The organism is Streptomyces sp. GL_141 (genome assembly GCF_057834385.1).
The window spans coordinates 3,828,501-3,854,251 of record NZ_CM174402.1 but is presented as its reverse complement, the minus strand read 5'-3'; the positions used below and the strand labels follow the sequence as shown (position 1 = coordinate 3,854,251).

Sequence of the window (25,751 nt, the reverse complement as noted above, 5' to 3'; positions counted from 1 at the left end):
CCCTTCGCCCACCTGCCCCGGATCCCCGGCTCCGAGGCCCTGACCTGGGCTCCCCTGCTGATACTGACCGCATTGGCGGCGGCTCTCCTGGCCGCTGCCCTGACCGCCCTGCGCCGCCGGGACCTGGCGGCCTGAGCCCCGCCCCTCCTCGATCCGCGCCCGTCCGAAAAGTTGTCCACAGCTGTGGACAACTTTTCGGGGCGGCCTAAGCGGGGGTCACCAGCCGGGTCTCGTACGCGAACACCGCCGCCTGGGTGCGGTCCCGCAATCCCAGCTTGACCAGGATCCGGCTCACGTGCGTCTTGATGGTGGACTCGGCGATGATCAGCCGGTCCGCTATCTCCGCGTTGGACAGCCCCTGCGCGATCAGCACCAGTACCTCGGTCTCCCGCTCCGTCAGCTCCGTGACCGCCGCCGAGCCCACTTGCGACCGGGTCTCCGACAACTTCGAGAACTCCGTGATCAGCCGCTTGGTCACGGAAGGCGCCAGCAGCGCCTCGCCTGCGGCCACCACCCGCACCCCATCGGCCAGTTGGCGGGCAGAGGCGTCCTTGAGGAGGAAGCCGGACGCACCGGCCCGCAGCGCCTGGTACACGTACTCGTCGAGGTCGAAGGTCGTCAGGACCAGCACCTTCGCGTCCGTGTCGGCGGCCACGATCTCCCGTGTCGCCTCCAGGCCGTTCATCTCCGGCATCCGGATGTCCATCAGCACCACATCCGGCTTCAGCGCCGCCACCTGGGCGATGGCCTCCCGCCCGTTCACCGCCTCCCCGGCCACTTCGATGCCGTCCATCGCGTTCAGCAGGACGGAGAACCCCTCACGGACCATCATCTGGTCGTCGACGATGAGCACTCTGATCGTCATGCCGGATCCTTCACGGGATCCGGACGGATGCCGGCCACGGGTATGAACACCGCCACCTCGAACCCTCCGGTGGCCAGCTCCCCGGCCGTCATCTCCCCTTCCAGCATGGCCACCCGCTCGCGCATCCCGGTCACCCCCTGCCCCGCCCCCGGCGAGGGCCGCACGTCCCCGGTGCCGGGCTCGTTGACGATGCGCAGGCCCAGCCCGCCCAGCACGTACGAGACCTCGACCGCGGCGCCGGCGCCCGGCGCGTGCCGCAGGGTGTTGCTCAGGGCCTCCTGGATGATCCGGTAGGCCGACAGCTCCACGCCCGGCGGCAGTTCGCGCACCGCGCCCGTCACGGTCTTGTCCACGCTCAGCCCGGCCTCCCGCACATTGGCCAGCAGCCCGTCCAGCGAGGCCAGCGTCGGCTGTGGGGCGTCCGGGGCCTCGTAGTCCGCGGAGCGGACGACTCCCAGCACCCGGCGCAGCTCGGTCAGGGCCGCCACCGCGTTCTCCCGGATGGTGACGAAGGCGGCCTCCAGCTCCGGCGGCGGGTTCTTCACCCGGTAGGGCGCCGCCTCGGCCTGGATGGCCACCACCGACATGTGGTGGGCGACCACGTCGTGGAGCTCCCGGGCGATCGTGGTGCGCTCCTCCAGCAGGGTGCGCCGGTCCCGTTCGACGGCGGTGACCTCCTGTTGAGCGGTGACCTCCTGCTCCGCCTGCTTGCGGATGGTGCGGATGCTCACCGCCAGCAAGGTGATCGCCGAGGCGAAGGCCATCGGGCCGACGTTGATGGTCTGGCCGTGGCCGAGCACGATGGAGGTACCGATGCCGATCGCCAGCGTGATCACCCACATCCAGCCGGCCGTCCGGGGAGTGGTCCGCATCGCGACCAGGGTCACCGTCGCGAGGTACGAGAAGAAGGTGGCCGGGATCCAGGGCCAGTTGGGATCGGAGCCGCTGACGACCGAGAAGACCAGGGTGACCGCCACGGCGACCCAGAACGCCCCCAGCGGACGCACCAGGGTCATGGCGATCGGGGTGGCCGCCAGCAGCCCCATCACCAGGGACGCGGCCTGCGGGAGGCCGGTGGTGATCGAGGTGAAGACCACCACGAAGAACGCCACCAGGCACACGGCCGCGTGCGGCAGGTGTGCGGCCTCCACCCGTATCCGCTGCGGGAGCCGCCGGATCAGCGGCCCGTCCGTGCGCATCGGAGGCAGCGGCCGGTAGGCGAAGGCGTCGGTGATCAGAGCCTGGCGCAGGCTCTGGATGAAGCCCGAAGCCAGCCGGATCTCTGGGGTCCGGGGGGTCGCCCCGGGGATCGTCTCGGTCATGCTCTCCACGGTAGGTGGGCCCCGGCCTGGTCCGCGTCGCCGCTGAAGGGGATTCGCGGGGTCCCCCTCAAGTACTACCGGGGCTGGTTCAGCGGGCTCTCGGGAGGAGCCCCGGGTGTTTGCGCCCGGGAGGAGTCGCATTCCTGACCCAGAGGCGTGGAGCGCCGGAGTGCTCTGTGTAACTGTGCTGGCCTCAGGTTGCTCCGCTTCGGCCGGTCCTTTTAGCGTGTTCTGCGTGAAGATTGTTGCGCAGGTGAAGTTGATGCCGGATGCCGTGCAGGCATCCGCGCTGTCAGCGAGCCTGCGCATGGTCAACGACGCGGCGAACTGGGTGTCAGCCGTGGCGTTCGAGCATGGTGTGCCGCGTGAGTACGAACTGCGCAAGCACACCTACGCCGAACTGAAGGCCTCCGGTCTCGGGGCGCAGGCAGCCCAGCATGTGATCAAGAAGACCCGTGATGCCTACACCACGCTGAAGGCGATCTGGACCACTGCGGGGCGGCTCAAGAGCGTCCGCTTCGCCTGCTCCGCGAACGTGCTCACGCTGCTCCGCCAGTACCGCAAGGGCGAGTCGGACCTGATCGAACGCGACGGCGTGTTCTACCTGATCGCGGTCTGTGAGATCCCCGAGGCCCCGGTCAACGAGAACCCGTCCGGGTTTATCGGTGTGGACCTCGGCATCGTCAACATCGCCACCACGTCCACCGGCTACCGGGCCGCCGGGCGGGGTATGAACAGGCACCGCAAGCGGCAGTCGGAACTCGCCGCAAGTTGCAGGCCAAGGGCACCCGGTCCACCAAACGGCGTCTGAAGCAGCGCGGCCGCAAAGAGGCGCGGCGCGCGGCGAACATCAACCACATCATCGCGAAGAAGATCGTCACCACCGCTGAACGCACCGGACGCGGGATCGCCCTGGAAGACCTCACGGGCATCCGCGACCGGGTACGGCTCCGCAAGGACCAGCGGGCACCACTGCATGCGTGGAGCTTTCACCAGCTCGGCCAGTTCATCGCCTACAAGGCGAAGCGGGCCGGGGTGCCGCTGGTGTACGTCGATCCGGCGTACACGAGCCACGGTCCTTTAAGGGCCGGGTCAAGTTGACTAGCCCGTCGGACGGATCAGACCCGTCTCGTACGCGAACACCGCCGCCTGTGTGCGGTCCCGCAGGCCCAGCTTCATCAGGATCCGGCCCACGTGCGTCTTGACCGTCTGCTCGGCCAGGATCAGGTGCCCGGCGATCTCCGCGTTCGACATGCCCTGGGCGATCAGCGACAGCACCTCCGTCTCCCGCTCCGTCAGCTCGTCGAGGCGTGCCCTCGAAGGCGCCCGCGGAGCCCCCAGCCGGGAGAACTCGGTGATCAGCCGCTTCGTGATGTTCGGAGCGAGGAGCGCCTCCCCGGCCGCGATCACGCGGACCGCCTCCGCCAGCTGATCGGCGGAGGCGTCCTTGAGGAGGAAGCCCGAGGCGCCGGCGCGCAGCGCCTCGTACACGTACTCGTCCAGGTCGAAGGTGGTCAGCACCAGCACCTTCACCGCGGAGCCCGGGGCGCCGGTGATGAGGGAGGTGGCCTCGATGCCGCCCATCCCGGGCATCCGGATGTCCATCAGCACCACGTCCGGGGACAGTTCGGCGACCTTGGCCACGGCCTCGGCGCCGTCCACGGCCTGACCGACGACCTCGATGTCGGGCTGGGCGTCGAGGAGCACGGTGAAGCCCTGGCGGACCATCATCTGGTCGTCGGCGATCATCACCCTGATCGGGGCAGCAGTCATGAGTCCTTCTTCTTCGTCTCGGGGCCGGCAGAGGTCACGCCGCTCGGGGACACGGGATCCATCGGGAGCACGGCGCTCACCTCGTACCCCCCTTCGGGGCGGGGGCCGGCCGCCAGCTCGCCCCCCAGCATGCCCGCTCGCTCCCGCATCCCCAGCAGCCCGTGCCCCGCTCCCATGGTCGGCGGGGCCGGCCGGGTGGGCGCCGTGTTGGCGACGCACAGGTGCACGTCGCGGGGCCCGTAGGCGATGCCGACCTCCACGCGGGAGCCGGGCGCGTGCCGCAGGCAGTTGCTCAGCGCCTCCTGCACGATCCGGTATGCCGTGAGCTCCACCCCCGGGGACAGCGGCCGGCGGATGCCCGCGATCTCGGTGGTGACCTCCAGCCCGGCCGCCCGCACGTTGTCCACGAGGCCGCCCAACTCGGCCAGGGTGGGCTGCGGATGGTGCAGATCGGCATCCTCGCCCGGGTGCTCGGAACGCAGCACCCCCAGGACGCGGCGCAGCTCCGTCAGGGCCTCCACCGCATTCGCGCGGATCCCGGCCAGATTCTCCTTGAGCTCCTCCGACGGGTTCTCCACGAGGTAAGGGGCCACCTGCGCCTGGATGGAGATCACCGACATGTGGTGCGCGACGACGTCGTGCAGTTCGCGGGCGATCCGGCTGCGCTCCTCCAGCAGGGTGCGCCGGGCGCGCTCCTCCTCGGTGAGGGTCTCCTGCTCGACGAGCTGCGTCCGGGCCAGCCGGGTCGCACGCAGGGCGTAGCCGAGGAGGCCGGTGAAGGCGAACAGGAGGATGGCGCCGGGGGCGCTGGTACCGCTGTGCTCGGGCTTGAAGAAGCCCTCGGCCAGGCCGGTGCAGGCGACGACGACGGTCACCGCCCCGACGGTCACCCGGGGCGGCACCCGCAGGGCCACCAGCAGCAGCACCGGGGCGAAGACGAATATCCCCGCGGGCATCCACGGCCAGCTCTGGCCCTGGCCCACGTGGCCGTGGATCTGCGCGGCGATCAGTACCGCCCCGATCAGGCCGAGCCAGTACCCGGCCATCGGCCACCGCATGGCGATCAGGATGGACCCGCCGACCAGGATCGCCAGCAACTGCCGGACGGAGCCGTGGACCCCGTAGTGGTTGCCGAGCTGCTCCGTGGTCACGGCGAAGAAGGCCACCGCCAGGTAGAGGAGCACGATGTGGGGCAGCCAGGCCAGCCAGCGCGGCTTCGACATCCTGGGGAGCGGATCGGCCTTCAGGTCCAGGAGCCCCAGGGCCACGCTCCGCACCACAGCCGAAGCCCGGCCCGGAGAACCATCCGGCCGCCCGCCGGCCGCAGCCGCGGTCGCAGCCACGTCCGCGTGCTGGGCCGGGGCCGGGACGGGGGCCGGGGCCGGGCTCGGGGGCCCGCTCTGCTCGTTCACGTCGTCCAGCCTAGGCACGGAGGGTCTCCTTGACGCGGGCCGCCGGGCCGGTGACTGCGCGTTCGCCGACCGGAGTTGGGGCCGTACGGGCAACGGAGGAGGTGTTCCCCCGGGTCAGGGCGGACGAGGCGACGATCCGAGAGGGGGTGGCGGGCGTCCCGGAGGATCCGCGCCGGGACCGGCCCCGGGGGCGCCCGCCGGCCTGCTCGTAGGTGTGGAAGGCGGCCCAGCAGACCGCCAGCGCGGCCGCGAACACGGGCAGCCAGAGCAGTCGGACGGCTATCCACTCCGCGGAAGCGGGCACGGTGTGCAGGCCGGGCAGATCGGTGGAGACCAGCAGTCCCACGGCGGTGACGGCCATCATCGCGGTCTGGTGCCACAGGAAGATCGTCATGGCGGACAGGTTCACCAGGGCCACCTTCGCCCAGGCCCGCGGCCGGCTCATCGCCCGGGACAGCGGCTCCCGCAGCAGCAGCGCCAGCCCGCACTGGGCCAGGCCGAAGGCGACGGCGGCCAGCGTCGGCGGGTTCAGATTCGAGATCACGGCTCCGGGGACGCCCACCATCGAAGCGGGGTATCCGCCCCAGAGGATCAGCGCGGCCGTGGCGGCGATCCCGCCGCCCAGCAACAGGGCGGCCGGGGTGCGCCGGGCGAAGGCGCCCCGGGACCAGGCGGCGCCCAGGGTGTACGGCACCAGCCAGCCGGCGGCCACATTGACCCAGCCGATCCACGCGGGCCCGTCGAACCCGAAGCGCCAGACATCGACGGAGGCCACCACGGCCAGAGGCCACAACGGGCTCAGCCGGGCGACGAGCGGGGTCGCGGCGGTGAGCGCGGCGAAGACGAGGAGGAACCACAGCGGAGAGAGGACGAGCTTGAGCAGGGTGTGGACCGTGTCCGTCCCGACGCCGCCGAGCAGCATGGCGACGGACGCCACGCTCCACAGGACCAGCACGGCGGCGACCGGCCGGAACAGCCTGCCGAGCCGCTGCCCGACCCACCGCCCGTACGGGACTCCGCGGCCGCGCGCCGACTCGTACCCCTGGGCGGCGACGTGGCCGCCGACCAGGAAGAAGACGGCCAGGGTCTGGAACACCCAGGAGACCGGGGCCAGTCCGCTCATGTGGGCCAGCGGACTGGTGGTGCTGAGGCCGCCGTCGGCACTGGTGAGGGCGGTGACCAGCCAGTGGCCCAGCACCACACCGAGGATGGCGAAGGCACGGAGCGCGTCCACGGCCCGGTCCCGCTGGGCGGGGGTTCCGGCGTCGATGCGGTCCGCGAGAACGGACCAGCGGGCAAGCGGTTCACGCACGCGCACGGGAGACCTCCGGGGCAGCGGGGGCGGACGGGGCGAGAAATGCGGTGACGGCGGAGCCCGAGCCGGGAGCGGGAGCGGTGGAGGCGGGAGCGGGAGCGGGACCCGAGCCGGTCCGCGCCTCCGGGGAGGTGCCGAGCACGATCCCGGCCAGGCTGTTCAGGGACTCGGTGCCCGGCTTGAGGTAGTCGCTGTGGCCGCCGGAGCCGGCCGCGAAGGGCAGGGCTCCGAAGGCGGGGTCCACGGGATCGGCGGCGAACCCGATCCCGCCGACACGGACGTGCGGGACGCCGGAGATCCAGTCGGCGCCGCCCCGGCCGGCCCAGACCCGGGCGCGGGTCGGCAGGTGCGCGGCGGAACCGGCCCCCGTGCCCGGACTGCCGAACAGCGCCATGTCGGTGACCTCGGAGCCGGTCCCGGTCCGGGCGCAGACGACGGACCCGTAGGAGTGGCAGAGCAGCGACAGTCGGGCCTGCGGGGCGGCCAGCCGGGCCAACCGGGGAAGGAAGGAGCCCAGTTCGGCGGCGGCCCCGTCGGCGCGGCCCGTGGTCAGGACGGAGGGGCTGACCGTGCCGGGGGTGTCGTACCCGAGCCAGGCGACCACGGCGGAGCGAGGGTGTTCGGCCCGGAGGCGCTGCTCGAGGGCGACGGCTCCGGCGCGGAACCTCTGGTAGGTGTCGAGCGTCGTGTCCGACCCGGGGACCAGGACCGCGACCCGGTCGGCGCTCTCCAGATCGCCGAACACCTCTATCGCCCGGCCCTTGCCGCGCCCGTCGAAGACGAGGAACCGGGCATCGCCGCCCGCCTCCATCGCCCGGAGCTTCGCCGCGCGACCGGTGCGGCCGGCGTTCTCCGCCGTACGGGCCGCCTCGGAGAGGTTGGCGAGATTGGCGGCGAACCGGTCGGGGAGGGCGGCGCTCTCGCCGAGGACGGCCGGAGCGGGCGCGGGGACGTTCGGGGAAGCGGCGGCGGAAACGGGCAGCACCACGGCCGCGGCGACGAGTCCGGCCAGCAGCGTGCGGCGCAGACGGCCGCTGCTGCGGCCGTCGGGACGTGCGGTGGGTCGGCGGCTCATGGGTCCGTTCCTTCGTTCGTGCCAGAGGGGCGGTGCTGCGTTGTTCTCTGGTCACGAAGTTAGGAATCGGGAGCCCTCGTCGGCGTCCCACTGGAGAGCCCACTTCCCAAGTAGCTCTCAGGTATGACAGGGGCTACTCAGGGGTCAGACCAGGCGAGTTGACCCACGCCGGACCCGCGCGCCCGGACCCGCGCGCCCGGACCCGCTCAGTCGGCCGCCACGGATCCGGCGAGCGGCTCCGCGAGCGGTTCGACGAAACCGGCGCGCCAGCGCGGGGCAGGGTCCTGGCCCGGACTGGTCCAGTACTCCCGCGCCCCGGCGATCAGCCCGTCCCGTACGGTCCACAGGGAGACGGCGCGGTAGACCACGTGGTCCTGGGGTATCTCCACCTCGGTCACGACGAGATCGCCGTCCGCGAGGATCCGGAGCACCTCGACGGATCTCTCGTCCGCGTAGTCGTCATCGCTGATGACGGCGATGAAATTGTCGCGACCGACGATGCGTTCGCTGCTCACGGGCCACTCGATCACCGCGTCCTCGGCGATCAGCAGGGCCACTGCGTCCCAGTCGCGTGCCTCGATCCGCTCCCACAGTTGTGCCACTACCTTCAACGGCTCCATGTGCCGCAGTGTGCGGGCGGACCGGTGATTGCAACAAGCTTTGCTTGCAGGCTTATTGACTTCGAAATAATCAGCGACGGCGATACGTGAGCGGCGCGGCGGTGCTGCCGTCGAGCTCCCGCACCAGGTTCCCGTTGGGGAGCAGCCGCAGCGTGCTCCGGCCGCCCGGCGAACACGAGGGCGGCGTACCGGAGATCACCGTGGAGGGGTCGAGCCCGACGCTTTCGGCGGTGGCGGAGCGCAGCGGCGCGGTCCAGGCGCAGCTGAGTCCGGGGGCCTGGAGGGTCAGGGACATGACGTTGGCACCGGCCGTGCCGGGGCTGAGGGTGAGCTGCCAGCTCTGCCCGCCGTAGACGGTGCGCCAGGTGCCGGCGTAGGCCTCGGGGAGCGTGGCCGGAGGGGCGGAAGGGGAGGGAGTGGCGACGGCGACGGACGCGGTCGTGTCCCCGGTGGTCTGCGCGCCGGAGGGGGAGCCGGACGGGGAGGGGCCGGAGCCGGCGCGGGGCGAACCGTCGCCGGTTCCGCTCATGACGGTGTACACCGTGCCGCCCGCCGCCACGGCGACGACCGCGGCGACGGCGACGAGCAGGGCCGTGGAGACGGACCGGGAGCGGGTGCCGCGCCGGGAGTCGGACCAGGGGCCGGCAGCGGAGCCGTCGCCCGAGCCGGACCCGGAGCCGGAGCCGGACCCGGTCTCCGGCACAGGGGCGAGCGTGGGCGCAGGGGTCGGCGCAGGAGCGGGCGCGGGAGCGGGCGCGGGCAGGGCCGCGACCGACTGCTCCGCCGTGCGCTGGGCGGGCACGGTCACGGGCTCGGGCCGGTCCGGGCCGGCGTCCACCCGGTCCAGCAGGGCTATGGCGTGCTGCCCGAGCCGCGCGACGAGGGGCGCGGGCAGCCAGGGCTCCGGGGTGTCCTCCCGGTCGGCGGCGAGCCGTTCGAGGAGCTCGGCGGGGGTGGGCCGGGCGGCCGGGTCCTTGTGCAGGCAATCGCGTACGACGTCCCGCAGCCCGGCCGGTACGCCGGCCAGGTCGGGTTCCGCTTCGGTGACGCGCAGCAGGAGCGCGGCGATGCCTCCGGGCTGGTCCGGGTCGCCGAAGGGCAGCAGGCCGGTGGCGGCGTAGGCGAGCACGGCGCCGAGGCCGAACACGTCGCAGGCCGGGGTCACGGGAGTGCCGTTGATCTGCTCGGGGGCGAGGAAGCCGGGGGAGCCGAGGAGTTCGCCGGTCTGCGTGAGGGCGGGGTCGGCGGTGGCGCCCAGGGCCCGGGCGATGCCGAAGTCGATGACGCGGGGCCCGTCGGCGGTGAGCAGGATGTTGCCGGGCTTCAGGTCCCGGTGGACCAGGCCGGCACGGTGGATGTCCTGGAGGGCGTACGCGAGCCCCTCGCCCAGGATCCGTACGGAGCGGGCCGGCAGCGGGCCGAAGTCGCGGCCGACGGCCTGGCGCAGGCTCGGCCCGGCGATGTAGGCGGTGGCCAGCCAGGGGATCTCCGCGTCGGGGTCGGCGTCGAGGACGGCGACGGTCCAGTCCCCGCCGACGAGGCGGGCGGCGTCGGCCTCGCGGCGGAAGCGGGTGCGGAAGTCGGGGTGGGCGGCGAGGTGGGGGTGGATCAGCTTCACGGCGGCGGTGCGGGTGCCCGTACGGGTCCGGGTACCGGTGGGGGCTCCGGTTCCGGTGCCCGTGGCACTGGCATTGGCACTGGCCGCGGCGGGGTCGTGGTCCTCGGCGCGGCCGAGATAGACCTGGCCCATGCCGCCGGTTCCGAGGCGGGCGAGCAGGCGGTACGGGCCGATGTGCTCCGCATCGCGCGGGTGCAGTTGTTCCATGAAAGGTGGTCCTCCCCCTGGGACGCGCCGGAGCCCGACAATAGTGCGGCCGGGCGGGCTGCGGGTTGTGGGGGTGGGCTTGGTACGGGCCTGGCGCCGGGGCGGGGCGGCCGGGAGCCGGGACGTACCGGAGGCGCGGATCCCACCAGGCGTACGGGCGGGGCGTGTTGGGACCCGGCGCCGGTACGGGGCTGCGCGGCGGCTGTCGCCCCGGCGGCCTACCGGACGTGCCCGCCCGCCCCGGCAACGAGCCGGGCTGCCGCAGGCCCTGGCGGGAACCGAGAGGCGGGCCGGGCCGCGGCCCCCGCACGACGCCCCGGCCCCGTAGTCCGGGCCGGGCGCCCGCGGTCCCGGCCGGTCCCGTGCCCCCGGCGTACAGGAGGGGACGAGGAGGCCCGGCCGTCCTGCTCGCCCTACGGGGCCGGGGCGTCGGGCGGGGCCGGGAGGGTGTCCAGGGCGGCCGACAGGCGTTCCAGGACGCGGACCGTTTCGGCGAAGGCGTCCTCGCCGAGGGCCTCCGCGAGCCGGGTGGCCAGGGCCGCGTGGCCCGGGCCGATCCTGGCGACGGCGGCGCGGCCGGCCTCCGTGGGGCGCAGCAGCTTCGCTCGGCGGTGGGCCGGGTTCGGGACGTACTCGGCGAGGCCCTTGGCGGCGAGCAGGTCCGCGATGCGCTGCACGCTCTGACGGGTGATGCCCATGGCCCGGGCGATGCCGGCGACGGGCAGCGGCTCGCGGAGTACGGCCCCGATCACCTGCCACGAGGCTGCGGTCAGCCCCGCCGGGCGGGCCAGCTCCTCCGAGACGGAGAGGAACTGGCCGTTGAGCCGGAACACCCCGAGGGCCGTGCGGCTCAGGAGGTCCTGCCGGGTGCGCAGGGAGCGGTCCCGCGGGCCCCTGCCGCGCGCCGCGGGAGCTGCGCCGACGGCCTCGGGGAGCTCCCCGCCCCGGGACGGGACCGGGTCCGCGGATCCGCCCGCGCCGGAGGGCGTACGGGCTGCGGCGCCCGGGGACGCCGCGTTCCGGACCGCATCCCCGGCCGGAGCGTCGCCCGCATCGGCGTGCCCGCTTGCGGGGGAGCCCGGCGTACGGGACCTCCCGGCGCGGGCTACCGAGCCGTCGGCCGGAACCGGCCGACCGGGTCCGTCCGCGGTGGCCCCGGCAGCAGCGGCTCCGGCTCCGGCCCCGCCTGCGGCGGCCCCGGCCCCGGCCCAGCCCTGCGCCGCCGAGGCAGAAGGCGGCGCCTGCGGTGCCGTGGTGTCGCCGGGTCCGGGGCTCCGGGTGGACACCGGGTCGGCAGGGGGTGCGGAGGCAGCGGCTCCGGGCGGCGGCGGGGCCGCCGGGGAGGGCTGCGCGGTGGGCCGCGGCGGGGGCTGGTTACGCATCGCTCGGTTCCCGCCCCTGCTCCGGCTTCAGCTCCTGCTGCTGCTCCCGCTCCCGCTCCCGCTCCCGCTCCTGCCCTTGCTCCATCTCCTGCTCCATCCCCGACGCCGCCATCAGGACCGGGTACGCGCTCTCGTCGGAGTCGTGGAACAGGCGGTACCAGGCGTCGAGCACGTGCGGCTCGTACACCCCGAGGCGGGCGAAGACCTCGCGGGCGAACGCCACCGGTTCCGTGGGGCCGGCCGTGATCAGGTCCCCGTCGGTGACCGCGTCGGCCTCGACGTAGCGCTCGGCGCCCGCGTAGCCCGGCTGGCCGCCGAGGTAGAAGGGGGCCGCGCTGGTGTGCGCACGTCCGTCCAGGACTCCGGCGCGGGCCAGGCCGGCCGTGGCTCCGCAGATCGCTGCGACCGGGACGCCGGCCGTGAGGAACTCCTCGGCCTTCGCCGCGAAGGGAGCCAGCTCGTCGCCCGCGTCCCACAGCCCGGCGCCGGTCAGGACGAGGAGCGCGGACTCCTCGGGGCGCAGGTCCGCCAGGGCCAGGTCGGGCTGGATGCGGAGGCCGCCCATCGTGGTGACGGGCCGCCCGGCGGTGACGCCGACCGTGCGGACCTCGTAGCCGTGCTGGGTCAGGTGCGCGGTGGTGTGGCCGGTCTCCCAGTCGGCGTAGGTGTCGTACACCGCCACGTGGACCGTGCGCACCGCGGCGCCCGCGGGCTGCGCCTCCGCGCCGGTCCGGGCCTGCGCCTCTGCCCGTACCTCTGCCTGCGCCTCTGCCCGTACTTCCGCCTGCGTCTTCGTCTGGGTCTCGCTCACCGTGCTCGCCTCCAGTGTCGCCGTCACCGCTGACCTTCTATGACAGCATGCTGACATGATGACAGCGTGCTGTCAATCATTCCCCAGACAGACTGCCGAGACCCGCACCCCACCCGCATACAGACCGCCGATATCCCTTCCCACCTGCGCACTTCTACGGTTGCGGCCATGACCCCTCACGTCACCTCGGGCGCCACCGTCAAGGCCGCCGACCGCGCCCACGTCTTCCACTCCTGGTCCGCCCAGGCCCTGATCGACCCGATGGCCGTGGCCAAAGCCGAGGGGTCGCACTTCTGGGACTACGACGGCAAGCGCTACCTCGACTTCGCCTCCCAGCTGGTCAACACCAACATCGGTCACCAGCACCCCAAGGTCGTCGCCGCCATCCAGGAGCAGGCCGCCAGGCTCTGCACCCTGGCCCCCGGTTTCGCCGTGGACGTCCGCTCCGAGGCCGCACGCCTCATCGCGCAGCGGACCCCCGGCGACCTCGACAAGATCTTCTTCACCAACGGCGGCGCCGAGGCCGTGGAGAACGCCGTCCGCATGGCCCGGCTGCACACCGGCCGGCAGAAGGTGATGTCCACCTACCGCTCGTACCACGGCGCCACTTCCGCCGCGATCAACCTGACCGGCGACCCGCGCCGCTGGCCCTCGGACACGGCCGCCGCCGGCGTCGTGCACTTCTGGGGACCGTTCCTCTACCGCTCGCCCTTCCACGCGACCACCGAGGCCGAGGAGTGCGCGCGCGCCCTCACCCACCTCGCCGACACCATCGCCTTCGAGGGTCCGGCGACGATCGCCGCGATCATCCTGGAGTCGGTCCCCGGCACGGCCGGGATCATGACCCCGCCCCCCGGCTACCTGGCCGGCGTGCGCGAGCTCTGCGACCGCTACGGCATCGTCTTCATCCTGGACGAGGTCATGTCGGGATTCGGCCGGACCGGCAAGTGGTTCGCCGCCGAGCACTTCGACGTCACCCCCGACCTGATCACCTTCGCCAAGGGCGTCAACAGCGGCTACGTCCCGCTCGGCGGCGTCGCGATCTCCGGCGCGATCGCCGAGACCTTCGCCACGCGCCCCTACCCGGGCGGCCTGACCTACTCCGGTCACCCCCTCGCCTGCGCCGCCGCCGTCGCGACGATGAACGCCATGGAGGAGGAGGGCATCGTCGAGCACTCCGCCCACCTCGGCGAGAACGTGATCGGCCCGGCCCTCGCCGAGCTCGCGGAGCGCCACCCCTCGGTCGGCGAGGTGCGCGGTCTGGGCACCTTCTGGGCCCTGGAGCTCGTACGGGACAAGGAGACGCGCGAGCCGCTCGTTCCCTACAACGCGGCCGGTGCCGACAACGCGCCGATGGCCGAGTTCGCCGCGGCCTGCAAGGCGTCCGGGCTGTGGCCGTTCGTCAATATGAACCGCACCCACGTCGTCCCTCCGTGCAACATCACGGAAGCGGACGCGAAGGAGGGCCTGGCCCTGCTGGACGACGCGCTGACCGTCGCCGACCGGCACGTTTCGGCCTGACGGAGGTCGCGTAGGTCTCTGACCGGGCTCCACCGAGCCCGCGAGGCACCCCCGGCGCCGAGGGCCGGGGGTGAGCCCCGGACGGGCCGCGAACGGGCTCCGAGCAGCAAGGACGACCCTGTGCGGGTGCCCCGCCCGGGCCCCGCGCAGGGTCGAACGATCAAGAGGAGCGTCACGGGCCGTCCGTATAACGGGCGCTAAATCCACATAGCGGCCACCGACCGATCGGTTTCGGCCGCGCTGCCTGGCCTAAGGTGTCCGAAGCCCACAGATGGAGACGGACCCCTATGCCAGGCAGCGGCGCTGTCACCCGCAACACACTTCGCCAGCAGATCGCGGACGCGCTGCGTGACGAGGTGCTCGCGGGGCGCCTGGCGGCCGGGAGCGAGTTCACCGTCAAGCAGATCGCCGAGCAGTACGAAGTCTCCGCGACCCCCGTCCGCGAGGCCCTCGTCGATCTCTCCGCGCAGGGCCTGCTCGACTCGATCCAGCACCGCGGCTTCCGCGTCCGAGTCTTCTCCGTGGACGATTTCCGGGGCATGATCGAGGCTCGTACGTTGATCGTGGAAGGCATCTTCCGCAGGCTCGTGGAACGCGGCACCGCCCCCGGCTCCGGGGAACGGCTGGTCTCGGTGCGCCGCCGGGCGGAAGAGGCGCGGCGGGCGGCGCTGAACGGCTCGCTCGAAGTGCTGATCGGCTACGACCTGCGCTTCTGGAGGGAGCTGAGCGGGCTGGTCGGCAACATCTACATCTCTGAGTTCCTGCACCGGATCCGGGTGCAGTGCTGGGTGTTTTCCGTGCCCTACCTGAAGGCGGAGCCGCATCTGCGCTCCGACCTGTGGGCCGGCCACAACGAACTGATGGACGCGGTGACCCGCGCGGACGCCGAGGAGGTACGACGCCTCGTGCACGCGTACAACCAGCACGGACTCGACTGGGCCGACGGCTTGAAGGCGGCCGGCGCGTGAGCGGGGACCAGGAGACCCAGGCCCAGGCCCAGGCCCAGGCCCAGGCCCAGAGCCAGCCCGAGGCCCAGACCCAGCCCGGTACGCGCTGGCTCGGCGCCGTCGGCCTGTCCGTGGTCATCCCCGAGCCCGTCCCGGAGCCGACCCTCACCGCCCTGCGCGACCACCTCGACGCCCACTGCGGCGCGGGTCCCGGCGCCTGGGAACTCATCGTGGTCACCGACGACGCCGCCGCCCCGGCGGCGGCCGCCGCGGAACCCCGGATCCGGCTGATCCGTCCCGGCGGCGGTGCCGTTGCCGAGGACAGCGGCACCCACGGCAAAGGAGAGCACGGCACCCACGGCAAGGGCGCGGCCCTCCGCGCCGGAGTGCTCGCCTCCACGGGCGACCGGGTGCTGCTCACGGACGCCGCCCTCAGCACCCCGCTCGACGAGCTGGCCCGCCTCGAAGAAGTCCTGGACCGGGACGCGCGCCAAGGCACGGACGACGCACCCCCCGCCGTGGTCCTCGGCCGCTCCCGCAACCGTCTGGTCCGCACCCTCGGCATCCCGGGCATACCGGGATTCCGCGCGGACACCTGTGCCTTCGCCCTCTTCGACGGCGACCGCGCCCGCGCCGCCTTCGGCGCCTCCACCCTCGACGGACCGGCCATCGACGCCGAGGTCCTGCGCTGGGTCCGCCGCCAGGGCTGGCCCGTGGCGGAGGTCGAGCTCCCCGTGCACCGCGGCCACACCGGGACGGCCGGCGCGAGCGCCCCGCGCCCCGACCGCCGCCGGGCCCTCGGCGACCTGTTCCGCCTCAACGCCGGCGGCCTCGCCGTGGCCGTCGCCTTCCTGGCGCTCTCCTTCTACGTCTTCCAGGGCCTGTGGACGGACCTCGACGGCGCCTACCTCGCGGACGCGCTCCAGGACCAGAACCAGTGGGAGTGGTTCGTCGGCGTCACCACCGACAACGTCACCCACCTCCGCAACCCGCTCTTCACCTTCTCCCAGGGCATGCCCGACGGCGTGAACCTGATGGCCAACGCCACGATGCTCGGCCTGAACGTCCCGCTGATCCCGGTCACGCTGCTCTTCGGCGAGACCGTCACCTTCGCGCTGGTCCTCACGCTCGGCATGGCCGCCAGCGCCTGGACCTGGTACTGGCTGATCCGCCGCCGGTTCGTGCGCAGCCGCTGGGCGGCCGCCGCGGGCGGGGCGCTCGCGGCCTTCGCGCCGCCGATGGTCTCGCACGCCAACGGCCACCCGAACTTCGTCGTCCTCTTCATGATCCCGCTGATCGTCGACCGGACCCTGCGCCTGTGCGAGAGCCACCGCGAAGGCCGCGGCGTGACGCGTGACGGGGTCCTGCTCGGGCTCTTCGCGACGTACCAGATCTTCATCGGCGAGGAGCCGCTGCTCATCGCCGCGCTCGGCATGCTGGTCTTCTGCCTGGCCTACCTCCTGGTCGACCGCCGCCGGGCCCTCGCGGCCGCGCGGCCGCTGGGCTCCGGTCTGGTCGTCGCGCTCGGCGTGTGCCTGCCGCTGGTGGCCGTACCGCTGTACTGGCAGTTCTTCGGCCCGCAGAGCTACCACTCGGTCCTGCACGGGGACAACGCCGGGAACAGCCCGCGCGCCCTGATCGAGTTCGCCTCCCGCTCCCTCTTCGGCGACCCCGAGACGGCCGGCAAGCTCTCCCTGAACACCACCGAGCAGAACGCCTTCTACGGCTGGCCCCTGCTCGCCTTCGGCGTCGCCGTGTGCGTGTGGCTGTGGCGGAGCAAGGCCGTACGGGCCCTGGCGCTCACCGGCTTCGCCGCCCTCCTGCTGTCCCTCGGGCCGTGGGTGCCCGTACCCCGCACGGAGATCGTGCTGCCGGGACCCTGGCGTCTGATGATCAAGCTGCCGCTCTTCGAGTCGGTGATCGAGGGGCGCGTGGCGATGGTCTGCGCCCCCGTCCTGGGCATCCTGCTCGCCCTCGCGCTCGACCGGATCCTGCGGCTGCCCGCGGGCGAGCTGCGCACGCTGGGCCTGCTGGGCGCGGCGGCCGCGCTGATCCCGGTCCTGCCGCTGCCGCTGACCGTACGGGACCGGGCGCCGGTGCCCGCGTTCATCACCTCCGGGGACTGGAAGGGCTACGTCAAGGACGGGGAGGCACTCGTTCCGGTACCGCTGCCGGACCCGGGCCAGGCGGACGCGCTGCACTGGCAGGTGGAGGCGGACTTCGGCTTCCGGCTGGCCGGCGGCTACTTCAACGGCCCGTGGGGCCCCGACCGGATCGGCATCTACGGGGCCACCCCGCGGCACCTCTCGAACCTCCTGCGCGACGTCCGCTACGGCGCGCAGCCGCCCGAGGTCACCGCCTCCTGGCGGCTGCAGGCCCGCCAGGACCTGGAGTACTGGAAGGCCGGCGCGGTCGTGCTGCCCTTCCAGGACCGGGACACCGAGCTGCGGGACCTGATCACCGGGCTGCTGGGCCGGGATCCGGAGCAGGTGCGCGACGTGTGGGTCTGGAGGGTGGGCCCGGGGGAGCCGTGAGCGCGGATCGGGCGGTGATCGGGTGCGGATCCGGCGTGGATCCGCGCGGATCGGGCGCGGATCCGTACCCGCAAGGTTCTGCTCACCCCTTCGCTGAGCGTGTCCGGCGCACTACGCTGGCCCGATCGGCGACAACGACTGATCGGAGGCCGAGTGGCCTGTGACCTGTGGCTGGTCCCCCTTGTCGACGTGCTGTGCCACAGCCCCGACAACCCCTTCGCGGAAGAGATCGCCTCGTACGACAAGGCGCTGAACGAGGCCGGACTGCCGTCCGTGCCGGTGTTCGCGTACATGCCGGGGCTTTCCGGGGACGTCGCCCCGGTGGCCGGTTTCGACTACGACGCCCTGCACTTCCTGCGGCGGGCGTACCTGCTCCAGATCTGCGGGCTGCCGGTGACTCCGGTGGACGAGCTGGGCGGGGACTACGAGCAACTGCTGGAGATGTTCGAGCCGACGGCGCAGCAGTCGCACCTGGTGTGGCACTACGACCACGCGGGGGCCTACGTCCCCGTGGACTTCGCGTACCCGCTGGCCAACGAGGAGCTGCTGGCCGGGGGCGGGCCGCTGGGGTCCGCGCAGGGCCTGCTGCGCGAGCTGGGCCTGGTGGCTCCCGCGATCGGGATAGACCCCCGGAACCCGCCGCTGGCCCCGGCGCCACCGGGGCGGCCGACGTCGCTGGAGGAGCCGGCCGGGCCGATCCCGTACGACAACAACCCCTTCGCGCGGGAGCGGCACGTGTGGCTGGGCCTGCACGCGGCGGCGACCCGGAGCCTCGGCCAGGGCTCGATGATCATCTTCAGCTGACGCGGTCGGTACGCGCGTACCGACGGACGGGGCCGGTTCCGCGCGGCGGAGCCGGTCCCGCCCCGTTCAGCGCGGCTGCTCCGGCGGGCGCTGGCGGGGCATGTTCGGGCGGGTGCCCGGGGGGAGCGGGAAGCGGGCCGGCGGGACGTACGCCTCCGAGCGGGATCCGCCCGCGCCCAGGGACTGCATGACCAGCGGGGCGGGGCCGGAGCTGAACTCGACCATCCACTCCGCGGTCTCGGACCGCACGAGCTCGGTCACGTCCTCCGAGAAGCGGCGCAGCACGGTCAGACATCGCTCCGCGGCCTCGCTGGCGGTGCCCTCGGTCGGGCCCAGGATCTCGCGCACGTTCTCCGTGGCCCAGTCGAACTGCAGGGTCTGCAGTCGCCGCTGCACGGCCTGCGCCGTCGCCACGTCCCGCATCCAGCCCGAGGTCAGGCCGAAGAACCGGTCGCAGGCCAGGCAGGCCGCGCCCAGAAGCAGCGCGAGATAGCCGTACGAGGCCGCTCCGGGGACCGAGCCGGTCAGCTCCAGCAGCGGCATCGAGGCGCCCGTGACCGCGCCGACGGCGGCACCGATCCGCAGGATCCGGGCCCCGCGGCGCTTCCACGCCCGGTCCGACAGGTACCACTCGGCGGTGCGCAGCGCGTCGGCCTCGACCCGTCGGTAGAGCTCGTCGAGCCGCTCCGCGGGCTCGCCCCAGTCCCCGAGAGGGAACGGCCGGCCGGTAAGGTCGCCGTCCTCAGCGGGATCCCGGGGTGGCCCCTCGGGCTGCATCTCCGGCTGACTCACCCGGGCACTCCCTCTGCCTGCGCTGAACGTGTGGTGGTGCGCGTGTGCGCAATGGTGCGCATGCTCTTCCTACCTTCGAATGAGACGCGATGGGCAACGATTCCCGGGATTTCCGCCCGCAAGGGGGGCGTCATCAGGTACGCGCACGCCCCGTCTCTCACTCGAAAGAGTTGGTCCTCACGGCGTAGGGCGCGGCGCCCGGGGAGCACGTAGGCTCGGATTGACCAAGCCGTCGGCGCTTGGCCCGACGCTACGGAGTGAGTGACCTGTGATTCCCGGTGGTGGCATGCCCGACATGCAGCAGCTGCTCCAGCAGGCCCAGAAGATGCAGCAGGACCTCGCCGTGGCGCAGGACGAGCTGGCGCGCACCGAGGTCGAGGGCCAGGCCGGCGGCGGCCTGGTGAAGGCGACCGTCACCGGTTCCGGTGAACTGCGCGCGCTGGTGATCGACCCGAAGGCCGTGGACCCCGAGGACACCGAGACGCTCGCGGACCTGGTGGTCGCGGCGGTCCAGGCGGCCAACGAGAATGCGCAGGCGCTCCAGCAGCAGAAGCTGGGCCCGCTGGCGCAGGGACTGGGCGGCGGCAGCGGCATCCCCGGCCTTCCGTTCTAGTACCTCCCCGAGCCTCCCCGGCTCGGTATCCCTCCCGTACCGCCCGTTCCTCCCGTACCGAAAGAAGGCAGTCCGTTGTACGAAGGCGTGGTCCAGGACCTGATCGACGAACTGGGCAGGCTGCCCGGCGTCGGGCCCAAGAGCGCGCAGCGGATCGCCTTCCACATCCTGCAGGCCGAGCCCACCGACGTCCGCCGCCTCGCTCACGCGCTGCTGGAGGTCAAGGACAAGGTCCGGTTCTGTGCGGTGTGCGGGAACGTGGCGCAGGAGGAGCGGTGCAACATCTGCCGCGATCCGCGCCGCGATCTGACGGTCATCTGCGTGGTCGAGGAGTCGAAGGACGTCGTCGCGATCGAGCGGACGCGCGAGTTCCGGGGCCGGTACCACGTCCTCGGCGGCGCGATCAGCCCGATCGAGGGCGTCGGCCCGGACGATCTGCGCATCCGGGAGCTGCTGGCGCGGCTCGCGGACGGCTCGGTCACCGAGCTGATCATCGCGACCGACCCGAATCTGGAAGGCGAGGCGACCGCCACCTACCTCGCCCGCATGATGAAGCCCATGGGCCTGAAGGTCACCCGCCTGGCCAGCGGGCTCCCCGTCGGGGGAGATCTGGAGTACGCGGACGAGGTCACGCTCGGGCGGGCCTTTGAAGGAAGGCGACTTCTCGATGTCTGACGCAACGCTGCACGCCCTGGGACTGGATCCGGACGACTTCGCGGCTTCGATCGCGGACCAGATCGAGTCCTTCATCGTCGCGGTCACCGAGGTGGCCAAGGGCGAGGACCCGGACAGCGCCGTGCCCTTCCTCCTCCTGGAGGTGTCCCAGCTGCTGCTGGCGGGCGGCCGGCTGGGCGCGTACCAGGACGTCCTGCCGGACGAGCGCTACGAGCCCGACCTGGGCCCGGAGCCGGACGTGGACGACCTGCGCGAGCGGTTCGCCGTGATGCTGGAGCCGGTCGACGTCTACTCGGAGGTCTTCGACCCCTACGAGCCGCGCAAGGCCCCGGTCCCGCACCGGATCTCCGACGACCTGGCCGACGTGGTCGCCGACCTGCGGCACGGGCTCATCCACCACCAGGCGGGCCGGATCACCGAGGCGCTGTGGTGGTGGCAGTTCTCCTACTTCACCAACTGGGGCCCCACGGCCTCGGCCACGTTGCGCGCCCTCCAGTCGCTGATCGCGCACGTCCGCCTCGACCAGCCGCTGGCCGCGCTAGACGGGCTGGACACGGACGAGGACCTCGCCGAGGACGAGCTCGCGGAGCAGGCCGGACAGGTCATGGCCGAGGAGCTCGGCCAGCTCGGCCGGCGGTGACGTCCCCCGAGAACCCCGACATGCCCGAACCCGGACATGCCCGAACCCCGACATCACCGAAATCCCATCGGCGGGGGAACCCGTCTTCTGATCTTTTCGTCTCATGATGTGGTACGAGGCGGTCGTATCCCGGCCGCTCGTTAGACTGCACCAGCAATGAGACGGACTGAGCGAGGAGCGCACGTGGGCCTTGTCGTGCAGAAGTACGGAGGCTCCTCCGTAGCCGATGCCGAAGGCATCAAGCGTGTTGCCAAGCGGATCGTGGATGCCAAGAAGAACGGCCACCAAGTGGTCGTCGTGGTTTCCGCGATGGGCGACACGACGGACGAGCTGATCGATCTCGCCGAGCAGGTGTCCCCGATGCCTGCCGGGCGCGAATTCGACATGCTGCTGACCGCCGGAGAGCGGATCTCCATGGCCCTGCTGGCCATGGCGATCAAAAACCTGGGCCACGAGGCCCAGTCGTTCACCGGTAGCCAGGCAGGCGTCATCACCGACTCGGTCCACAACAAAGCGCGCATCATCGATGTCACGCCGGGCCGAATCCGCACCGCGCTGGACGAGGGCAACATCGCCATCGTCGCCGGCTTCCAGGGTGTGTCGGCGGACAGCAAGGACATCACCACCCTCGGCCGGGGCGGCTCGGACACGACCGCCGTCGCGCTCGCCGCGGCGCTGGACGCCGAGGTCTGCGAGATCTACACCGATGTCGACGGCGTCTTCACCGCGGACCCCCGCGTCGTGAAGAAGGCCAAGAAGATCGACTGGATCAACTCCGAGGACATGCTGGAGCTCGCGGCCTCCGGCTCCAAGGTGCTGCTGCACCGCTGCGTCGAGTACGCGCGCCGCTACAACATCCCGATCCACGTCCGCTCGTCCTTCTCGGGACTGCCGGGCACCTGGGTCAGCAACGAGAATCCGCAAGGGGACGAGCCGGTGGAGCACGCCATCATCTCCGGAGTCGCTCACGACGTCTCCGAAGCCAAGATCACGGTCGTCGGCGTCCCGGACAAGCCGGGTGAGGCCGCGGCCATCTTCCGCGCCATCGCGGACGCCGAGATCAACATCGACATGATCGTGCAGAACGTGTCCGCCGCCTCCACGGGCCTGACGGACATCTCCTTCACCCTCCCGAAGGCCGAGGGCCACAAGGCCATCGACGCCCTGGAGAAGGCGAAGGGCACCATCGGCTTCGAGTCCCTGCGCTACGACGACCAGATCGGCAAGATCTCCCTGGTCGGCGCGGGCATGAAGACCAACCCGGGGGTCACCGCCTCGTTCTTCCAGGCGCTGTCCGACGCGGGCGTCAACATCGAGCTGATCTCCACCTCGGAGATCCGCATCTCGGTCGTGACCCGCCAGGACGACGTCAACGAGGCCGTCCGCGCCGTGCACACGGCCTTCGGACTCGACAACGACAGCGGCGACGAAGCCGTCGTCTACGGAGGCACGGGACGTTGATCCCGTCCGCGGCCCGGTCCGCCCCCGCCCCGGCACTCGCCGTGGTCGGGGCGACCGGAGCCGTCGGCTCCGTCCTGCTCCAGATGCTGTCCCAGCGGGCCGACGTCTGGGGCGACGTACGCCTGATCGCCTCCTCGCGCTCGGCCGGCCGCAGGCTGACCGTCCGTGGCACGGAGGCGGAAGTGCTCGCCCTCACCGAAGACGCCTTCGACGGCCTCGGTGCGGGCGACATCGTGATCTTCCTGACCCCGGCCGAGGTCTCCGCCCGGTGGGCTCCCGTCGTCACGGCCCGCGGGGCCGTCGTGGTGGACCAGTCCGCGGCCTTCCGCAAGGACCCCGAGGTACCGCTGGTGGTGCCCGAGGTGAACGGCCACGCGGCCCGGATCCGGCCGCGCGGGATCGTCGCCGGACCCGACTGCGTGACCGCCGCGATGAGCGCGGCGCTGGGCGCGCTGCACGCCGAGTACGCGCTGGCCGAGCTGGCCGTCTCCACCTACCAGGCCGCGAGCGCGGCCGGCCGGGCCGGCTCGGAGGCGCTGCGCCGCCAGCTGTCGCTCGTCGCCGGCAGCTCCCTGGGGGAGCATCCCGGGGACGTGCGCCGGGCCGTGGGCGAGGACACCGGGCCCTTCGCGGGTCCGCTCGCGCTCAACGTGGTGCCGTGGTCCGGTGAGCTGTGCGAGGACGGCTGGTCCTCGCACGAGCTGGCCGTACGGGCGCAAGTACGCCGGATCCTGGACCTGGCGGAGCTGCCGGTGTCGGTGACCTGCGTACAGGTACCCGTACTGACCGGGCACTCGCTGACCGTACGGGCCCGGTTCGAGGGCGCCGTCGAGGCGGTGCACGCCCGGGAGATCCTGGAATCGGCGCCCGGGGTGGTCCTCGTGGACGACCCGGCCGCGGGGGAGTTCCCGACCCCTTCGGACGCCGCGGGAACGGATCCGGCCTGGGTGGGACGGGTGCGGCGCTCGCTCGACGACCCGCGGTCGCTGGAGTTCTTCGTCTGCGCGGACAACCTCCGCCAGGGTGCTGCGCTCAATGCCACACAAACTGCGGAGCTCATCGCGGCTGATTTTGGGTCTTTCACTTTGTAGGATCATCGTTAATCCCTTGATCGAGTGGATGGCCCGACGGCTGTCGTCGTACGACGGCGCGCGTCCGGGTGAGCGGCTACGCAAGAAGACGATGAGAATCCCGCCGATGAATCTGCCGTGCGCGTACAACCCTCACGGGGGGACGCGAGTCCAACTGGCGTGGCAGAAGCATTGCTCGAACTCCCCGTCATATCGGCGCGCACCGGGACGACCCCGGTCTTTCCGCTGCGCCTGCGACCCCGCACGCCCGGTGGGTTCCCGGTGATCGTTCCCGTTCCGCCCGCCGCGAAGGCGTCCGGAGCCCCCCTGCTGCCCGGGGTGCCCGCCGCGCCCGGCGTCCGCTCGTCCGGACCGGCCAAGGACGGCCGTGTGCCCGGCCCGCGCGACAGCACGGAGGACACCGGAGGCACACAGGCGGCCGCGACGGCCGAGGTCGTCGAGGTCTTCGAGGTGGCTGAGGTCGTCGAGGTGGTCGCGGGGACCACCGTCGACTACCTGACGGAGACCTACCAGGCCCACTACCGCTCGCTCCTGGGCCTCGCCGCGCTGCTCCTCGACGACACCGCCTCCTGCGAGGACGTCGTCCAGGAGGCCTTCATCCGCGTCCACTCGGCCCGCAAGAGGGTCCGGGACCGGGAAAAGACCCTGGCCTACCTGCGCCAGACCGTCGTCAACCTTTCGCGCTCCGCCCTGCGCCGCCGCATCCTCGGCCTGAAGCTTCTGTCGAAGCCGATGCCGGACATGGCGAGCGCCGAGGAAGGCGCGTACGACCTGCTGGAACGGGACGATCTCATCAAGGCGATGCGCGGGCTCCAGCGACGCCAGCGCGAGGTGCTGTCGTTGCGCTACTTCTCTGACATGACGGAAAGCCAGGTCGCCGAGACCCTCGGCATATCGCTCGGTTCGGTCAAGGCGTACGGATCGCGGGGCATTGCCGCGCTGCGGGTGGCGATGGAGGCTGCGCAGTCATGAGTGAGGACCGGAAGAAGAACGAGGGCCAGGACCGGGAGCTGCCCGGCCTGTCCGGCGCCTCCGCATCCGGGGGCCCGGAGGCCCTGCGGGCGCTCGTGTTCGGCACGGCGAGCACGCCGGCAGCGCCGAGCACGGACGAGCCGAGCACGCCGGATACGGCGGAGTCCGCCGGGTCCGAGCAGGGCGGCACCGAGTCCGCTGCCGAGCCGGCCGTCGCCAAGCTCTCCGTCGTCAAGCCCGCCGTCTCGGAGCCGGTGGCCGAGGAGGACGTGCTGCGCGATCTGCTGCGCGGGGTCGTCGGCGGGATCGAACCCTCCGGCGACGCGCTGGAGCGGCTGCGGTACGCGGTCCCCGCGCGCCGGGTCCGCAACCACCGGATCCTCGTCGCCGCCGCGGCGGCCGTGGTGGTGCTGGCCGGCGGGATCCCCACGGGCCTGCTTCTGGCCTCCGCGACGGGCGGGAGCTCCGACCGTTCCACCATGGCGGGTCACGGCCAGAAGGGCGGGGACTCGAAGGACGGGTCCGGCCTGCACCAGAACGGCTCCGGCTCCCGTCCGAAGCCCAAGAAGACCTCCGACAAGGACAAGGGCAAGGACGACAAGGACGGCTCGCAGGACGGCGACGCCAGCACCTTGCCGCCCCTGCCGGGCGGTGGCTACCCGAGCATCGGCGGGCCGAACATCACCCCGCCCCCCGTCTCCTCGCCCATCCCCGGCACCACCGGCTCCGTGGGCGGCGGTCTCCCGCCGGCCTCCGTGGTCGTGCCCAACTGCGCCCAGAGCCAGATCTCGGTGGCGGGCAGTACCCGGGCCCCGTCGGCCGGTGGCAAGGTCTCCGGCAGCTTCAAGGTCACCAACGTGTCGGCGAGCAGCTGTACGGTCCGCGGCCCCGAGTCGCTGGCGGCGGGCCCGGCGTTCCAGGGCGGTGCCCCGGTGGCGGTCGTCAACCACGTCACGGGCGACGCGGCGACCGGGCTGCTGCCCGACCCGTCGGTGGAGACCCTGCGCCTGGTGCTCCAGCCGAGCGCGCAGTACGAGGTCCGCTTCGCGTGGGTGCCGCCGGAGGGCGGCTGTCCCACGGCGAACGGTTCCGGTGGGGACAACCCGCCGGAGGCGGGCTCCGGCAGCGCGGACGCCGGCACGGGCACCGACGCGGGCCAGTCGGCGGTTCCGCCGCTCGGTGCCCTGGTGGCCCACACGCCCAATCCGGACGGTCCCGACGGCCCGACGACGCAGCTGACCATCGCGGAGGCGTGCGGCGGAACGGTCTACCGGACGGGCGTCATCCCGCTCAAGTAGTTC

General features: G+C 72.5%; 22 protein-coding genes and 2 pseudogenes. 13 read left to right on the top strand and 11 right to left on the bottom strand.

Annotated elements, in window-relative coordinates:
* The first annotated feature begins 12 nt into the window (after window positions 1–12).
* Window positions 13–135: a hypothetical protein gene (locus AC3IX6_RS16735; RefSeq protein ID WP_489371473.1), complete on the top strand. Its 123-nt coding sequence runs from the start codon at window positions 13–15 to the stop codon at window positions 133–135.
* A gap of 70 nt (window positions 136–205) precedes the next feature.
* On the opposite strand, the gene AC3IX6_RS16730 is transcribed toward AC3IX6_RS16735, so the two are convergent.
* Entirely contained in the window at window positions 206–865 is a 660-nt protein-coding gene (locus AC3IX6_RS16730; protein ID WP_266956400.1) for a response regulator, read from the bottom strand.
* Window positions 862–2,187 carry a sensor histidine kinase gene (locus tag AC3IX6_RS16725; RefSeq protein WP_489370896.1) on the bottom strand — a complete coding sequence of 442 codons (1,326 nt, stop codon included), beginning with the start codon at window positions 2,185–2,187 and terminating at the stop codon, window positions 862–864. The genes AC3IX6_RS16730 and AC3IX6_RS16725 overlap by 4 nt, the downstream gene beginning before the upstream one ends.
* 262 nt (window positions 2,188–2,449) lie before the next feature.
* On the opposite strand from AC3IX6_RS16725, the pseudogene AC3IX6_RS16720 reads away from it, so the two are divergent.
* Window positions 2,450–3,258 (top strand): annotated as a pseudogene (locus AC3IX6_RS16720) (RNA-guided endonuclease InsQ/TnpB family protein); the annotation flags it as partial.
* A gap of 30 nt (window positions 3,259–3,288) precedes the next feature.
* On the opposite strand, the gene AC3IX6_RS16715 reads toward AC3IX6_RS16720, so the two are convergent.
* The 8 genes and pseudogenes from AC3IX6_RS16715 to AC3IX6_RS16680 form a co-directional block, all read right to left on the bottom strand.
* The gene (locus tag AC3IX6_RS16715; protein WP_489370894.1) at window positions 3,289–3,960 is read right to left on the bottom strand and encodes a response regulator; all 672 of its coding nucleotides are present in this window, start codon (window positions 3,958–3,960) and stop codon (window positions 3,289–3,291) included.
* Window positions 3,957–5,390, bottom strand: coding sequence for a sensor histidine kinase (locus tag AC3IX6_RS16710; protein ID WP_489370893.1), 1,434 nt, complete (start codon window positions 5,388–5,390; stop codon window positions 3,957–3,959). The genes AC3IX6_RS16715 and AC3IX6_RS16710 overlap by 4 nt, the downstream gene beginning before the upstream one ends.
* Window positions 5,383–6,684, bottom strand: coding sequence for an acyltransferase family protein (locus AC3IX6_RS16705; RefSeq protein ID WP_489370892.1), 1,302 nt, complete (start codon window positions 6,682–6,684; stop codon window positions 5,383–5,385). Before AC3IX6_RS16705 ends, AC3IX6_RS16710 begins: the two co-directional genes overlap by 8 nt.
* Entirely contained in the window at window positions 6,677–7,762 is a 1,086-nt protein-coding gene (locus AC3IX6_RS16700) for an alpha/beta hydrolase (RefSeq protein WP_489370891.1), read from the bottom strand. Before AC3IX6_RS16700 ends, AC3IX6_RS16705 begins: the two co-directional genes overlap by 8 nt.
* A gap of 206 nt (window positions 7,763–7,968) precedes the next feature.
* Window positions 7,969–8,382, bottom strand: coding sequence for a nuclear transport factor 2 family protein (locus AC3IX6_RS16695; RefSeq protein WP_489370890.1), 414 nt, complete (start codon window positions 8,380–8,382; stop codon window positions 7,969–7,971).
* A 70-nt stretch (window positions 8,383–8,452) separates the two neighbouring features.
* Window positions 8,453–10,207: a serine/threonine-protein kinase gene (locus AC3IX6_RS16690; protein WP_489370889.1), complete on the bottom strand. Its 1,755-nt coding sequence runs from the start codon at window positions 10,205–10,207 to the stop codon at window positions 8,453–8,455.
* A gap of 413 nt (window positions 10,208–10,620) precedes the next feature.
* Window positions 10,621–11,082 carry a MarR family winged helix-turn-helix transcriptional regulator gene (locus AC3IX6_RS16685; protein ID WP_489371472.1) on the bottom strand — a complete coding sequence of 154 codons (462 nt, stop codon included), beginning with the start codon at window positions 11,080–11,082 and terminating at the stop codon, window positions 10,621–10,623.
* A 613-nt stretch (window positions 11,083–11,695) separates the two neighbouring features.
* A pseudogene (locus AC3IX6_RS16680) lies at window positions 11,696–12,286 on the bottom strand (type 1 glutamine amidotransferase family protein); the annotation flags it as partial.
* A gap of 282 nt (window positions 12,287–12,568) precedes the next feature.
* Here AC3IX6_RS16680 and AC3IX6_RS16675 point away from each other — a divergent pair.
* The 4 genes from AC3IX6_RS16675 (at window position 12,569) to AC3IX6_RS16660 (ending at window position 18,206) form a co-directional block, all read left to right on the top strand.
* Window positions 12,569–13,921, top strand: coding sequence for an aspartate aminotransferase family protein (locus AC3IX6_RS16675; RefSeq protein WP_489370888.1), 1,353 nt, complete (start codon window positions 12,569–12,571; stop codon window positions 13,919–13,921).
* 287 nt (window positions 13,922–14,208) lie between these two features.
* Window positions 14,209–14,889 carry a GntR family transcriptional regulator gene (locus tag AC3IX6_RS16670; protein WP_489370887.1) on the top strand — a complete coding sequence of 227 codons (681 nt, stop codon included), beginning with the start codon at window positions 14,209–14,211 and terminating at the stop codon, window positions 14,887–14,889.
* A complete protein-coding gene (locus tag AC3IX6_RS16665; RefSeq protein WP_489370886.1) occupies window positions 14,886–17,402 on the top strand; it encodes a glycosyltransferase 87 family protein in 2,517 nt (838 codons plus the stop codon). Before AC3IX6_RS16670 ends, AC3IX6_RS16665 begins: the two co-directional genes overlap by 4 nt.
* Window positions 17,403–17,555: 153 nt before the next feature.
* The gene (locus tag AC3IX6_RS16660; protein WP_489370885.1) at window positions 17,556–18,206 is read left to right on the top strand and encodes a hypothetical protein; all 651 of its coding nucleotides are present in this window, start codon (window positions 17,556–17,558) and stop codon (window positions 18,204–18,206) included.
* Window positions 18,207–18,272: 66 nt separating this feature from the next.
* Here the strand turns inward: AC3IX6_RS16660 and AC3IX6_RS16655 are convergent, their stop codons facing one another.
* Window positions 18,273–18,998, bottom strand: coding sequence for an SLATT domain-containing protein (locus tag AC3IX6_RS16655; RefSeq protein ID WP_489370884.1), 726 nt, complete (start codon window positions 18,996–18,998; stop codon window positions 18,273–18,275).
* Window positions 18,999–19,266: 268 nt separating this feature from the next.
* Here AC3IX6_RS16655 and AC3IX6_RS16650 point away from each other — a divergent pair, with 268 nt between their 5' ends.
* From AC3IX6_RS16650 to AC3IX6_RS16620, 7 genes are all read left to right on the top strand, one after another.
* Window positions 19,267–19,611: a YbaB/EbfC family nucleoid-associated protein gene (locus AC3IX6_RS16650; protein ID WP_250744897.1), complete on the top strand. Its 345-nt coding sequence runs from the start codon at window positions 19,267–19,269 to the stop codon at window positions 19,609–19,611.
* Between the two features lie 75 nt (window positions 19,612–19,686).
* Window positions 19,687–20,286 carry a recombination mediator RecR gene (recR, locus tag AC3IX6_RS16645; protein ID WP_243330636.1) on the top strand — a complete coding sequence of 200 codons (600 nt, stop codon included), beginning with the start codon at window positions 19,687–19,689 and terminating at the stop codon, window positions 20,284–20,286.
* A complete protein-coding gene (locus AC3IX6_RS16640; RefSeq protein ID WP_489370882.1) occupies window positions 20,279–20,926 on the top strand; it encodes a DUF5063 domain-containing protein in 648 nt (215 codons plus the stop codon). The genes recR and AC3IX6_RS16640 overlap by 8 nt, the downstream gene beginning before the upstream one ends.
* A gap of 183 nt (window positions 20,927–21,109) precedes the next feature.
* Window positions 21,110–22,387, top strand: a complete 1,278-nt coding sequence (locus AC3IX6_RS16635) for an aspartate kinase (RefSeq protein ID WP_266906273.1) — start codon at window positions 21,110–21,112, stop codon at window positions 22,385–22,387.
* On the top strand, window positions 22,384–23,478 hold the full coding sequence (locus AC3IX6_RS16630; RefSeq protein ID WP_489370881.1) for an aspartate-semialdehyde dehydrogenase: 1,095 nt from the start codon (window positions 22,384–22,386) through the stop codon (window positions 23,476–23,478). The genes AC3IX6_RS16635 and AC3IX6_RS16630 overlap by 4 nt, the downstream gene beginning before the upstream one ends.
* 231 nt (window positions 23,479–23,709) lie before the next feature.
* A complete protein-coding gene (locus tag AC3IX6_RS16625; RefSeq protein WP_489371471.1) occupies window positions 23,710–24,450 on the top strand; it encodes a SigE family RNA polymerase sigma factor in 741 nt (246 codons plus the stop codon).
* On the top strand, window positions 24,447–25,748 hold the full coding sequence (locus AC3IX6_RS16620; protein ID WP_489370879.1) for a hypothetical protein: 1,302 nt from the start codon (window positions 24,447–24,449) through the stop codon (window positions 25,746–25,748). Before AC3IX6_RS16625 ends, AC3IX6_RS16620 begins: the two co-directional genes overlap by 4 nt.
* Window positions 25,749–25,751 lie beyond the last annotated feature (3 nt).